12 protein-coding genes are annotated in these 14,003 nt (G+C 41.1%); 8 read left to right on the forward strand and 4 right to left on the reverse strand.

Features of this window, described 5'->3' with window-relative positions; genetic code table 11:
• Positions 1-8: 8 nt before the first annotated feature.
• The 4 genes from glpG (at position 9) to PSE60_RS16530 (ending at position 5,332) form a co-directional block, all read left to right on the forward strand.
• Positions 9-854 (forward strand): rhomboid family intramembrane serine protease GlpG, encoded by an 846-nt coding sequence (gene glpG / locus PSE60_RS16515; protein WP_004266132.1) that lies wholly within the window; start codon positions 9-11, stop codon positions 852-854.
• A 28-nt stretch (positions 855-882) separates the two neighbouring features.
• Complete coding sequence (locus PSE60_RS16520) at positions 883-1,641, forward strand: DeoR/GlpR family transcriptional regulator (protein WP_004262881.1); 759 nt, start codon at positions 883-885, stop codon at positions 1,639-1,641.
• A 294-nt stretch (positions 1,642-1,935) separates the two neighbouring features.
• Positions 1,936-3,426 (forward strand): glycerol-3-phosphate dehydrogenase, encoded by a 1,491-nt coding sequence (gene glpD / locus PSE60_RS16525; protein ID WP_272666108.1) that lies wholly within the window; start codon positions 1,936-1,938, stop codon positions 3,424-3,426.
• A 334-nt stretch (positions 3,427-3,760) separates the two neighbouring features.
• A complete protein-coding gene (locus PSE60_RS16530) occupies positions 3,761-5,332 on the forward strand; it encodes an ATP-binding cassette domain-containing protein (RefSeq protein ID WP_272666110.1) in 1,572 nt (523 codons plus the stop codon).
• 42 nt (positions 5,333-5,374) lie between these two features.
• Here PSE60_RS16530 and PSE60_RS16535 read toward each other — a convergent pair whose 3' ends face one another.
• The 3 genes from PSE60_RS16535 to PSE60_RS16545 are packed head-to-tail and all read right to left on the reverse strand — an operon-like array spanning position 5,375 to position 6,823.
• On the reverse strand, positions 5,375-5,899 hold the full coding sequence (locus PSE60_RS16535; protein ID WP_272666111.1) for a DUF2569 family protein: 525 nt from the start codon (positions 5,897-5,899) through the stop codon (positions 5,375-5,377).
• Positions 5,900-5,914: 15 nt separating this feature from the next.
• Entirely contained in the window at positions 5,915-6,271 is a 357-nt protein-coding gene (locus tag PSE60_RS16540) for a DUF488 domain-containing protein (RefSeq protein ID WP_272666204.1), read from the reverse strand.
• A gap of 39 nt (positions 6,272-6,310) precedes the next feature.
• Positions 6,311-6,823: a DUF2569 domain-containing protein gene (locus PSE60_RS16545; RefSeq protein WP_272666112.1), complete on the reverse strand. Its 513-nt coding sequence runs from the start codon at positions 6,821-6,823 to the stop codon at positions 6,311-6,313.
• A gap of 151 nt (positions 6,824-6,974) precedes the next feature.
• Here PSE60_RS16545 and PSE60_RS16550 point away from each other — a divergent pair, with 151 nt between their 5' ends.
• Positions 6,975-7,874: a DNA-3-methyladenine glycosylase family protein gene (locus PSE60_RS16550; protein ID WP_272666113.1), complete on the forward strand. Its 900-nt coding sequence runs from the start codon at positions 6,975-6,977 to the stop codon at positions 7,872-7,874.
• Between the two features lie 57 nt (positions 7,875-7,931).
• Here PSE60_RS16550 and poxB read toward each other — a convergent pair whose 3' ends face one another.
• Positions 7,932-9,656: a ubiquinone-dependent pyruvate dehydrogenase gene (gene poxB / locus PSE60_RS16555; protein ID WP_109912383.1), complete on the reverse strand. Its 1,725-nt coding sequence runs from the start codon at positions 9,654-9,656 to the stop codon at positions 7,932-7,934.
• Between the two features lie 821 nt (positions 9,657-10,477).
• On the opposite strand from poxB, the gene proP reads away from it, so the two are divergent.
• The 3 genes from proP to PSE60_RS16570 all read left to right on the forward strand — a co-directional run bounded on the left by proP (position 10,478) and on the right by PSE60_RS16570 (position 13,984).
• Complete coding sequence (gene proP, locus PSE60_RS16560) at positions 10,478-11,980, forward strand: glycine betaine/L-proline transporter ProP (RefSeq protein WP_004262894.1); 1,503 nt, start codon at positions 10,478-10,480, stop codon at positions 11,978-11,980.
• A gap of 170 nt (positions 11,981-12,150) precedes the next feature.
• Positions 12,151-13,593: a deoxyribodipyrimidine photo-lyase gene (gene phrB, locus PSE60_RS16565; protein WP_272666114.1), complete on the forward strand. Its 1,443-nt coding sequence runs from the start codon at positions 12,151-12,153 to the stop codon at positions 13,591-13,593.
• 79 nt (positions 13,594-13,672) lie between these two features.
• On the forward strand, positions 13,673-13,984 hold the full coding sequence (locus PSE60_RS16570) for a monooxygenase (RefSeq protein ID WP_115166374.1): 312 nt from the start codon (positions 13,673-13,675) through the stop codon (positions 13,982-13,984).
• The last annotated feature ends 19 nt before the right edge of the window (positions 13,985-14,003 follow it).

Consider the following 14,003-nt stretch of genomic DNA (forward strand, 5'->3'; position numbering starts at 1 on the left):
ACGCATTCATGATCCACATCACCTCTTTTGCTAATCCTAGAATGGCACAAGCCTTTGTTGACTATATGGCTAGCAAAAATATCCACTTAATAATAAAGCCATCACAGGAACAAGCCGTCTTTGAGCTTTGGCTAGAAGATGAGCAATTTCAATCTCAAACCCAGAAAGAATTAGATATTTTTTTACAAGATCCAAATCACCCCCGCTACCTAGAAGCCAGTTGGCACACGGGAAGCGCAGATACCCAGTTTCAATATCGTAACTACCTGACCTGGGGCTACCTTAAAGAACAATCTGGCCCTTTAACTATCGCTGTTATTTTATTGTCGATTGTTGTATATCTTTGGGTAGAAATGACCGATGCCCGAGAAGTTCTACGCTATTTAGCATGGCCTATTGGCGACCAACAAACTGAACTTTGGCGTTGGTTTAGCCCTGCATTGGTGCACTTTTCGCTATCACACATTGGTTTCAACCTTGCGCTATGGTGGTTTCTGGCTGGGCAAGTTGAGCGAAAGCTCGGAACGGGTAAATTATTCACTATCTTACTGGTCTCTGCGCTGTTTAGTAACTGGGGGCAGTCGCTATTTAGTGAAAACAACTTTGGTGGCTTATCTGGTGTCGTCTATGCCCTTGTCAGCTATGTATGGTTAACGGGTGAACGTCGGCCTGAAAGTGGCATCAGCGTTCCTCGAGGGTTAATGATATTCTCCATTATCTGGCTTTTTTTCGGTTACTTCGATGTTTTAGGTATGCATATTGCCAATGCCGCACATACTTCAGGGTTAATTATCGGCTTATTGATGGGAGTATGGGATAATAGGCACAGTTTTAAACACCAGAGCTCCAGATAAAACATTTTAATAATTAGAGGCTAACGCTGTGAAACAAACCCAGAGACATGATGCAATAGTTGAGCTTGTGCGTCTTCAGGGATATGTCAGTACTGAAGAACTCGTCGAACACTTTGAGGTAAGCCCTCAAACAATCCGTCGAGACCTCAATGACCTCGCTGAACAAAATAAAATTCAGCGGCACCACGGTGGCGCAGCACTGCCTTCAAGTTCCGTGAATGCAGCTTATAATGACCGTAAAATCATGTGGTCAGATGAAAAAGCGCGTATCGCACAACATGTTGCAAGCCAAATTCCTGACGGTGCAACATTATTTATAGATATTGGTACCACTCCCGAAGCCGTTGCTCATGCATTGGTTAATCACAAAAACCTACGCGTGGTGACCAATAACCTTAATGTCGCCACATTACTGATGCCAAAAGAAGACTTCCGCCTAATTTTAGCAGGGGGTGAAGTTCGCTCAAGAGATGGCGGTATTGTCGGGGAAGCGACCCTCGATTTTATTTCTCAATTTAGGCTAGATTACGGTATTTTGGGTATCAGTGGTATTGATATGGATGGCTCATTACTTGAGTTCGATTACCATGAAGTTCGTACCAAACGCGCGATTATTGAGAACTCACGCTGTGTCATGCTCGTCACCGACCATTCTAAATTTGGTCGTAACGCGATGGTTAATTTGGGCAATATGAACCTGATTGACTACTTATTTACTGATAAACAGCCACCAGACAGCATTTTGAAAGTCATTGAGCAACATAATGTTCAATTAGAGCTTTGTTAATCAAATGATTATCTTAATGATGGTAGCGCCTGCTGCCATCATACTGCTTTGACCCTTCCCTATTTTAGTCTTCCCCGTCTTGCCATTGTTTTTTTCTTTTTCGCGCGAAACTTTCTTTTTTCCATTGTGAATAACAATATTTTATGTGTGGGTATTGAAAAAAAATTGTTACCAATATCACGCAGTTGTTATTTTTTTCATTAATAATAGTTGGCATCACTATCTATTTTGACTACAATCAAATGAGCGAAAACGAACATTATTGAAAGTGTTTCGAACATCTCAGGGGGATGCATGGAAACTAAAGACTTGATTGTCATCGGCGGCGGGATCAACGGCGCTGGTATTGCAGCAGATGCTGCAGGTCGTGGATTATCGGTATTACTGCTCGAAGCTCAAGACTTGGCAAGTGCGACTTCATCTGCGAGTTCTAAACTCATTCACGGTGGCTTACGTTATTTAGAGCATTATGAATTTAGATTAGTGAGCGAAGCATTGGCTGAACGTGAAGTGCTATTACGATTAGCACCACATATCGCCTTCCCAATGCGCTTCCGTTTACCTCATCAACCTCATTTACGTCCAGCTTGGATGATCCGTATTGGCCTATTTTTATATGACCATTTAGGTAAACGTGTCAGCTTACCAAGCAGTAAAAGTCTGAAATTCAACCAAAACTCTGTACTCAAACCTGAATTAACGAAAGGTTTTGAATATTCCGATTGTTGGGTTGATGATGCGCGTTTAGTTGTATTAAACGCTCAAGAAGTGGTACGTAAGAATGGTGAGGTTCGTACTCGCACAAAAGTGACTCGCGCCTACCGTGAAAACGGCTTATGGGTTGTTGAGGCTCAAGACTTACGTACGGGTGAAACGCATACATGGAAAGCGAAAGGGCTAGTTAATGCTACTGGACCTTGGGTAAAAGAGTTCTTTGATGATGGCCTGAAATTAAAATCACCTTATGGTATTCGCCTAATCAAAGGTAGCCACATTGTCGTTCCACGTGCACATGATGAGCCACAAGCGTACATCTTACAAAATGAAGATAACCGTATTGTATTTGTTATTCCGTGGATGGATGAGTTTTCTATCATCGGTACGACTGACGTAGAATATAAAGGCGACCCGAAAGACGTCAAAATTGATGAAAACGAAGTTAACTATTTACTGAAAGTGTATAACGACCACTTCAAAAAACAGTTAACCGTGAGTGATATTGTTTGGGACTATTCAGGTGTTCGCCCACTGTGCGACGATGAGTCAGACTCACCACAAGCCATCACTCGTGATTACACATTGGATATTCACGATGAGCAAGGCCAAGCGCCATTGTTGTCTGTATTTGGTGGTAAATTAACGACTTATCGTAAGTTAGCGGAAGCCGCTGTGAATAAGTTAGCGACTTACTATCCAACTGCTGGCAGCCCATGGACCAAAAATGGCCAATTACCGGGTGGTGATATCGAAGGTTGTGACCGTGATGGTTATGCACGCGTGTTGCGTCAACATTATCAATGGCTTCCTGAAGGCTTAGCGCTACGTTTTGCCAGAACCTACGGTAGCAACAGTAAGTTAATCCTTGAAGGTGCGAATTCACTCAGCGACCTCGGTGAAGCATTCTCTGCGAATGTCTACGAAGCGGAATTACGTTACTTAGTCAAACATGAGTGGGTAACAGAGTTAGATGATGCCATTTGGCGTCGCACTAAATTGGGTATGTGGCTGAATGAAGAAGAAAAGCAGCGCATTGCTCAATGGTTGTCAGAGAATACCTCTGTATAATCGTAAAAATCTCGTTGTTATAAAATCTCGTTGTTAATGGAAAAAGCCAGTCGCTATTATTGACTGGCTTTTTCTATTATTAAATTGTTAGCCCGACTTTCAGAAAAATAATCACGATAAGTTGCACAAATCAATTTGACCTGTTTATAATGTATACGAATTTATCTCTCACCCAACTTCGCAGGTACGCCTCACGATGAACTAAGCACTGCCAGAAAATATTTTCCAATACCCTTTTGGTATTCATTTTTCTGTTCCTGGCAGGCAACCGCTTTCATCGACGCTTCTTGATAAGTCAACGACGTTGTCTGTCCTCATTATTTTGGAGGTGCATATGACGATTGCTTGTCACTTTTCACAGCTCAATATTGAATTTAACCAAACCGCCCTTTTTCCCCCGTTAAGCGGGACGCTGTCATGCCAAAAAAATGCCCTAATTGGCCATAATGGCAAAGGAAAATCCGTCTTGATGCGTATTCTTGCTGACCAATTATCCCCTACGCAAGGGAATGTACATTGGAACCTTCCCTTTATCTATGTCGAGCAATTAACGCGACTAACGGGAGAAACGCTTGTCGATGCTTTAGGTATAACCGAGCTTTATCGCGCATTCTTACGTATTGAGGCGGGAAATGGCTCTTTAGCTGATTTTGAACTCACGGAAGATCAATGGCATTTACCCTCACAATGGCAAAGTCTATTGGACTCAGCAGGGCTCGCTATCTCAATGGAAGCCCCCATTGCCCATTTAAGTGGGGGTGAACGTACTCGCCTAGCCCTTTGTCGTGCATTTCTTCACCAAGACCACTTTTTGCTACTTGATGAACCAGATAACCATTTAGATACACAAAGTCGGCAATGGCTCAGTCAAAAGCTCACTGAACATCGAGCTGGCTGTCTCGTTATTTCTCACAACAGAACCCTATTAGGAGAAATGGATACCATTTTTGAGTTAACGGAAAAAGGCTTACATGAATATGGGGGAAATTATACGTTATATGATACCCAAAAAACCTTGGAAATCGCTGCAATTGACGCACAAGGTGAACGCTTAGAAAAACGTATTCACCAAGAGAAAAAACAACAGCAAGCCACATTACAAAAAGCCGCTCAACGCAAGAAACAGGGTGAAAAAATTCGCTATGGTGGATCGCAATCCTTACTGCTGCTTGATATGCAAAAAAATCGTGCGGAGAAAAGGCAATCAAATGTCGCAGAGCGGCACCAACGAGTGATGGATAATCTACAAAACCAGCAACAGGATAACCAAGAAAAAGCTCGTCATATCAAGCCGCAAAAAATGATGATTAACTATCAAAATGAAGGAAATAAAGTCACAATTTTCGCTTCTGACTTGCGTTTGCCTTACGGTTATTCATCACCACTCTCATTCACTGTATACAGTGGAGAGCACTGGCATATTCAAGGGTATAATGGTTGCGGTAAATCAACGCTACTTAAAGTGCTTGCAGGCCTGTTGCCATCATCTTCAGGAGAGTGCCGCCTAAGCGGTGAATTTTGCTATTTAGATCAACACCTCAATTTACTCGATAAAACATTGCCTGTCGCTGAAGCACTTTATCAATACCAACCTGTATTTACTGTAGAACAGTGGCGCACGCAATTAGGCATGTTACGGATACGAGGAGATAAGTCATTGTTACCACTACAGCAGCTCAGTGGTGGAGAACAGCTAAAAGCGACGCTATTGGCACTCACACATAGCCCGAATCCACCCGCAATTTTATTACTCGACGAGCCCGATAACCATTTAGACTTAGATTCAAAACAACTACTTGAAGCGCTATTGCAAGACTACCAAGGAACACTATTACTGGTTTCTCACGATGACGCCTTTATTGCAAACTGCAATATAACCCACACTCTAAATCTTTCGGATAAATAACCGTATGTTAGGCCACTACCTAATAAGGAGTGGCCAGATACTTTAATGGATAAACGTATTTTTGACGCGATGAGAAACTAAAAAGTAGGGGATCCATAACACACAATAGAAGCTACCATTTATGGCGGCAATGATATTTGAGTGATTAATTTCTAATCCAAATATATATGGGAATATAAAACGAGCAACCAATACCATTAAAGTAAATAACACCATGGTGATGATGAATAGCCACTTCGCTTGTTTTTTCCATTTAACTGCGGCGATAAATGTCCAAAGAAATAGAGCAATCAAAACACCATAACCTAGTTGCAAGAGATAGAAACCTGTCGCAAAACCAGGAATATAAAAATCAGAATCCGCTTGAGTTGCCAATGGCCATGCGATTTGAACTTGTGAAATTTCTTGCAATAACATCATGACTGTTTTGTACAACATATAAAACAGCCCGATAATTGGTAAAATTAACCACCCACTAATCCCCTGTAACGGCTTTTTAACCGCTGGTTGAGCCACCGGTGATATTATTGCTGGCTCTGTTTGCGTGGTTGATTGCTGAATATCCATTCCGATAACCTTTATTTACCTTTTACTTTGCATTTTATCTTCAAGAAATGCTTTGAGTACAATTGCTTGATTATGTTCTGTATTTTTAGCACTGTATAACAGTGTTAAATCACCTTGTTTTGCCTGAGAGACCAACGCCTGCCAAGCCGTTGTGTTATTAAGTTCCTGCTGATATCGTTCGATAAATTGTGCAAACTGATCTGTGTTCTGATGAAACCATTTACGCAGTTCATTAGAAGGTGCAACATCTTTATTCCAAGAGTCGTGTTGTAAATCTGTTTTTTTTATTCCTCTTGGCCACAGTCTATCAATAAGCACACGGTAGCCATCGTTATCGTCAACAGGGTCATAAACTCGTTTGCATTTAATCATCATTTACCTACCCAATAAAAAATCACAAAATTTTATTTGTTAATTTACAAAGGTATTTTTAACTCGCCTTGAAACTAAAAAATACGGTATCCAAATTGCACAAGCAATTAGCGCCCGAAAAATATCTTTGATATCCGAGGCTTCAACTTCTAAATCCAATAAAATACTTGCAAGTATAATATCCGTAACCGTCAAAACTAACGAAAAGATCTGGAAAAAAATATAAATTTTAATTGTGAGTTTTTTCTTTGTAAAAAAGACATAACTTAGAAAAAGCAAGGTCGCGTATAAAATAACGTTACCTAAAACCTCAAAGTAGATGAGCTCTTTAAATAATGGAATAAATGAGCTTGATTGTGGGTCTGTTAATTCAATCCAATATTCAATCACTTGAACATTTTGCTCATAAATAGAAAAAGGCAAAATAATCAAAGACAATACTATCCCTAACATGGGTAAAATAAGCCATCCACCAATGCCCGTTAATTCTTGCCTTGGTTGTGATGATGGTACCGAAGTGCCATGAGATGAACTGTGACTCTCAGTTTTCATTTACACTTCCTTATTAAATGGATAAATAATATCAGTACAAAATAAATAACCCTGTACAAGATAACATATCTGCTCTGTAAAAAATGAGTAACTAAATGCGCTAATTCACAATAATATTGTGAATAAAGAAAAATCTGACAAGGCCATCATTATGCAAATATTTACCGCACAGCTAACTCTCCCTACCAATTACCTTTATGATGATTTTTTTGCCTTTCATCTGAGAGATCAACACAATGTCGCGGAAATCGTGGAAGAAAACACATTAAACAAAGGCATAATATGGCAACAACATGCAACAAAAATGACATTGGAGCTTCAAAAACAACACGCAACGATTTCATTAGCAATTGACTCCCCATCTGTCATTATCAATGAACCAGACCTATTAACGCTGGCACAGCATGTACTCGGTTTAAAACAGAATATTGATGAGTTCGAAAAACACTACCTTGAAACTCCAGTACTTGGTCAACTCATTGGAAAACAAAGAGGATTAAGGATTTATCAATCTGCCAGCGCATTTGAAGCGTTAGTTTGGGCTATTATTGGCCAACAAATTAGTGTTCATGCGGCTATCGCCATCCGTCGGCGCTTTATCCAAGCTGTGGGAATTCAGCACATTTCAGGTATTTGGTGTTTCCCCGACACTCCACAAGTCAAGTTAGTTGATGACGAAACACTGCGACAAACGGGCTTTTCAAACGGTAAAATTATCGCCCTCAGAGCCCTTTGTGAAGCCATCGAAAATCAACAAATTGATTTATCACAGCAGGTTACCCACTCCAATGCAAATCAAATAACTGAGCAATTATTACAAATCAAAGGTATTGGCCCTTGGACTGTAAGCTATGCTTTACTACGAGGATTCAATTACTTAGATGGTTCTTTACATGGGGATGTGGCGGTAAGACGTAATCTGCAAACATTGCTCGCGAAATCAGAACAACCCACCGCCAAAGAAACGGAAAAATGGTTGGAGCAATTCTCCCCATGGCGTGCACTGGTTGCCGCCCATTTGTGGCGTAGTCAGTCAGCCGCAGGATATTGATGAATAAAAAAGCCCAATCCGTCTGAATTGGGCTTTCCCGCTATTCACAATAATGACTTAACGTAGCCAGTTCGTTTTCACTAATTGAACGACTTCATCACCGCGACCACTCATAATCGCTTTTAACATATATAGACTAAAGCCTTTTGCTTCTTGTGCTGCAATTTCTGGCGGCATAGACAACTCTTGTTTGGCCGTCAAGACATCAACCACCACTGGCCCATCATGGGCAAAAGCCTCTTTTAATGCGCCATCTAAATCTTCACTTTTTTCAACACGGATGCCTTTGATACCCGCAGCATTCGCAATCGCTGCAAAGTTAGGGTTCTGTAAATCCGTTCCCGCTGTCAAGAAACCTGCCACTTTCATTTCCATGGCCACAAAACCAAGCACGCCATTGTTATGAATGATAATTTTTACTGGCAATTGCATTTGAGAAAGAGAGATAAAATCCCCCATTAGCATACTGAAACCGCCATCTCCACACATTGCAACCACTTGGCGTTTTTTATCAACGGCTTGTGCACCAATAGCTTGTGGCATCGCATTCGCCATTGACCCATGGTTAAAGGAGCCGATTAAACGGCGCTTACCGTTCATTTTCAAGTAACGCGCGGCCCATACTGTCGGGGTTCCTACGTCACAGGTGAAAATCGCGTCATCTGCGGCTAATTCACTAATTTTTGTTGCCAGATACTGTGGATGTATTAATCCCTCATGACCTGGTTTAGCGAGATCATCTAACCCTTTTCTAGCCTCTGCATAATGTTTTAAAGCACCATCAAGGTGTTTTGTATCCTGTTTAGCCTCTAAATGTGGCTGTAATGCGTCCAATGTTGCTTTGATATCACCAATCAGACCCATATCTATATGGCAATGAGAACCCAAACTACCTGCATTAATATCAACCTGAATAATTTTAGCTTCGCTTGGATAGAAAGGACGGTATGGAAATTGTGTTCCTAACAAAACAACTGTATCTGCGTTCATCATCGCGTGGTAACCCGATGAAAAACCTATCAAGCCTGTCATTCCAACACTGTATGGGTTATTCCATTCAATATGTTCTTTACCACGCAACGCGTGTACTACCGGTGCTTTTAGTGTTTCTGCTAGCTTAACCACTTCATCATGTGCGCCTGCGCAGCCATTACCGCAGAATAACGTGATGTTCTTAGATTGATTCAGCAGTTCGGCAAGTTTTTCAATTTCACTCCGCTGAGGCATAATAAGTGGTGCTTGTGGCTGATACCATGTTTCTTTCGCTGACTCTGGCGCATCTTTTAGCGCAATATCCCCCGGTATTACGACCACCGATACCCCTTTATTCAAAATTGCTTTACGCATAGCGATGCCAAGGACTTGTGGAATTTGCTCTGGGTTAGAGACCATCTCACAATAATGGCTGCATTCACGGAATAATTCAGTTGGGTGAGTTTCTTGGAAATAATTACTACCAATTTCACTGGATGGGATATGAGCAGCAATTGCCAGCACAGGTACGCGATTACGGTGACAATCATACAACCCATTAATAAGGTGCATATTTCCTGGCCCACAAGAGCCTGCACATACGGCTAAATTACCGGTTAGCTGAGCTTCTGAACCCGCAGCAAAGGCAGCTACTTCCTCATGACGAGTTCCTAGCCACTCAATAGCACCTTGACGACGCAAGCTGTCGGTTAAGCCATTTAACGAGTCTCCTGTAACGCCCCAAATACGTTTAACACCTGCATTATCAAGTACTTTTGCAATATAGGATGCAACACTCTGTTTTTTCATAATGGCACTCTTTTAAGTCGGATGTGATACCCTTGATATCTTGCAGTGCAAAATATAAAAGGTATTTTTAGATGCATAACAACATTCAAAATAGAACTTTGTCATACTCGCTTATATCAAACCCAATATCGACAATAGATTGATTGTAACTAAGTAAATTCCTCATTCCTACTCATCAAATTAAATATAAAACAGAACAGCATAATCCACCGTTATTATCAAAAGAAGAGGATAGCAACAAGATAAATAAATAGGCGAGTTATTAATGGCTTAAGCAAAACAAGAGCATCGTAAAAGGATGGCGTTACCTTCATATATTATTCATCACAACAACACCATTATTTCAGTCATATTAAATCGCTAATCTTATATATTTATGACAGACTAAAATTTACCAAGAAAAATGTATTAAATTGATTTAAAACAATTTATTTTCACTCCCCCTTTCATGAGTCTCTATTTTTTCAATTATTCAGTTCAATCGTTATATTACTAACACAAAATCCTACCAAGGCATATGTATTAGTATAAAACACCTGTATTTTACATTTGTTCGATATTAATGTAGTATTAGTACTGTATTTTTTAACTCAAGGTGGCTTTTTTGCTGTATTCAAAAGACAAACGCTCTCATTATTCTACCCATTACGCACCTATTTTAGCCTGTTATTTCAGCGCGACATAAAAACACTAAAAACTTATCTATTACGTAAACAGCGTCTATTCTAAATAATAAGGTTTGATATTTTACCGATGTATGAAAACCCACATCTTAAATGCTGTTGTTTCGGTTATTGAAATTAAAATAAGAGGATGGTTTCATGAGATTCAAGAAGAAAAAAGAAAAACCGTTAAATATTAGTGATATTACTATTATTGATGACGGTAAACTTAAAAAAGCAATTACCGCGGCTTCGCTGGGTAATGCGATGGAATGGTTTGATTTTGGGGTATACGGTTTCTTAGCCTATGTTCTAGGTCAGGTTTTCTTTCCGGACGCATCACCGAGCGTACAGATGATTGCCGCATTAGCCACTTTCTCTGTGCCTTTCTTAGTTAGGCCATTAGGCGGTGTCGTTTTTGGTATCTTAGGCGACAAATACGGCCGTCAAAAAGTCCTTTCGATGACGATTATTATCATGGCAGTCAGTACCTTCTGTATTGGTCTGATTCCATCCTATGAGAGCATCGGTATCTGGGCACCCATTCTGTTATTAATTGCTAAGTTAGCTCAAGGTTTCTCGGTAGGTGGTGAATATTCCGGTGCGGCAATCTTTGTTGCTGAGTACTCACCAGACCGTAAACGTGGCTTTATGGGAAGTTGGTTAGACTTTGGATCTATCGCTGGCTTTGTTTTAGGTGCGGGTGTCGTTGTCCTGATATCAAGCATTGTCGGAGAAGCCAACTTCCACGATTGGGGCTGGAGAATTCCATTCTTCTTAGCATTACCGTTAGGGATCATCGGGTTATATCTACGTCATTCACTGGAAGAAACCCCTGCGTTCCAACAACATGTTGAATCGTTAGAGAAACAAGATAAAGCCAATATTCAAAATCCACCAAAAATCTCAGTGCGTGAAGTAGCGACTAAGTATTGGAAAAGCTTGATGATTTGTGTTGGCTTGGTTATCGCAACCAACGTGACTTACTATATGTTGCTGACCTACATGCCAAGTTACTTATCACACAACCTGAATTACTCTACTGACCATGGTGTGCTAATTATTATTGCAATTATGATTGGTATGTTATTTGTTCAGCCGATTATCGGTTTAACCAGTGATAAAATTGGTCGTCGCCCATTTGTCATTACAGGTAGCGTAGGTTTAATTTTATTGGCATATCCCGCATTTATGTTAATAAACAGTGGCTCTGTAGGCTTAATTTTCCTAGGTTTATTAATTCTAGCCGTATTGCTGAACTGTTTTACTGGGGTTATGGCATCTATTTTACCCGCGATTTTCCCAACTCATATTCGTTACAGTGCGTTAGCTATTGCCTTTAATATTTCAGTGTTAATTGCCGGTGCGACACCGACTGTTGCGGCATGGTTGGTCGAATCAACTACTGACTTATATATGCCAGCGTATTACTTAATCGTGATTGCTTTAATTGGTTTATATACGGGTATCAGAATGCCAGAAACGGCGAATAAACCATTACGTGGGGCAACACCTGCTGCATCAGATAAAGCCGAGGCAAAAGAAATTCTTAGCGAGCACTTTGACAATATTGAGCAGAAAGTTGAAGATATTGACCAACAAATTGCTGAGCTTGAGAAAAAACGCCAATCCTTAATCAATCAGCATCCTAAATTAGATTAAATATGAAAGGGCCGTTTACTGGCCCTTTCAGGTTGTTGACAAAGCGGGATAAAAGCGTGGTTTTTCCCGCTTTGTGTTATCAGCCGAAAATCAATAAATTGATTTTCCTAGTTTATTTTCAAAACCTATTGTTTTGATTCCAACAAAAATATCAACCAAGGAGGGAGGTAATGGCAGCCAAACACGTTTGTCATCTTATCTGGTTTCGTAATGATCTACGGGTCACCGATAACAAAGCGCTTTCCTCCGCCTGTGCAGACCCAGATGCGAAAGTCATTGCGCTTTTTACTGCAACCCCTAAGCAGTGGCAACAACATGATATAGCTGAGCGGCAAATCTCATTCATTCACCAAAACCTTGCTGAGCTACAAAATTCACTCGCTGAGCTTGGTATTCCACTGGTTTGTCAAACTGTGGCTGATTTTGCCGACGCAGCACAATGGGTACTCGATTACGCAAAGGCACAACAGGCTGATGCCTTGTTTTTTAATCGGCAATATGAGTGGAACGAAAAACAACGAGACGAGTGGTTAATCAATCAACCTCATGGGTTGCATATCCATGCTTTCGATGACTATTTATTACTGCCACCGGGCTCTGTGACTACCCAAAAAAGGGAGATGTATCAAGTCTATACTCCCTTTCGCCGAGCCTTCCTCACCCAGCTCACCGTGACAGATTGCCGTTCACTGCGTGCCCCAGAAAAACGAGCGGCCCCTATCAACATTGATAGGGCTTCACCGTTATTTCCGCATCAGCCAATTGAAGACTCCCAGCAATTTCCTGCTGGTGAAAAATCGGCTTTAACGCGACTCAGGCAGTTTTGCTCCCCAAAAGTCATCGATTATCAAAACGATAGAGATATTCCCTCTATTGATGGTACCAGCCAATTATCACCTTACCTCGCGGTGGGGGTGCTATCCCCTCGCCAATGCTTCAACCGATTACAAGCAGAGAATCCCCAAGTGTTAGATTACCCTGATAGTGGGGCGTTCTCTTGGTTAAATGAATTAGTCTGGCGTGAATTTTATTCACATCTTTTAGTCGCATTTCCACGTCTAAGCCGCCACCAACCATTTATTGAATGGACACAACATATTCACTGGAATGATTCTTCGACCGATTTTGCAGCATGGAAAACAGGACAAACGGGTTATCCTATTGTGGATGCGGCTATGCGCCAACTGAATACAACGGGTTGGATGCATAACCGTCTACGAATGATTGTGGCCAGTTTTTTAGTCAAAGACTTACTGATTGATTGGCGCAAAGGTGAAAAATACTTTATGAGCCAACTGCTTGATGGCAGCTTAGCCGCGAACAACGGCGGTTGGCAGTGGTCAGCCTCAACAGGCGTTGATGCCTCCCCTTGGTTTCGTATCTTTAATCCAACCACTCAAGGGAAGAAGTTTGACGCACAAGGGGCTTTTATTCGCCATTGGTTACCCGAATTGCAGCAAGTGCCCGACAAATATATTCATACGCCACATGAATGGGCTGTAATCAGCAACACAGCGCTTAATTACCCAGAGCCCATTGTTGACCATAAACAAGCTCGGTTAGCGACTCTAGCTGCATTTGAGGCAGGTAAACGTAATAGTTTGAAGCAATAAGTCGTTTGAAATACGATGAATAGCAAAGTTATTATTTGCTTTAAGGGTTACTATAGCGCTTCAATCATAAGGAGCAGATATGAGCGTTATTTTACAAGTTGATTTTCCGTATCAGGGGCCATGGGGCGATGAGATGATATCCGCAATGAATGATTTAGCGGAATCAATTAACCAAGAGCCGGGCTTTATTTGGAAGATTTGGACTGAAAACCCACAAACGCAAATGGCAGGTGGTGTGTATCTGTTTGCTTCAGAAACTGACGCACAAGCTTATCTCACCAAGCACAGCGCACGATTAAAATCCTTTGGTATTCCTGATGTTCGCGGTGCGATTTTTGCAGTAAATAACGCGCTTAGCCAATTGAACCAAGCGCAGTTTTTAGCACAATAATTTTTGTCACAACAATTTT

The sequence above is a fragment of the Providencia sp. PROV174 genome (assembly GCF_028480685.1).
Classification (GTDB): Bacteria; Pseudomonadota; Gammaproteobacteria; order Enterobacterales; family Enterobacteriaceae; genus Providencia; species Providencia rettgeri.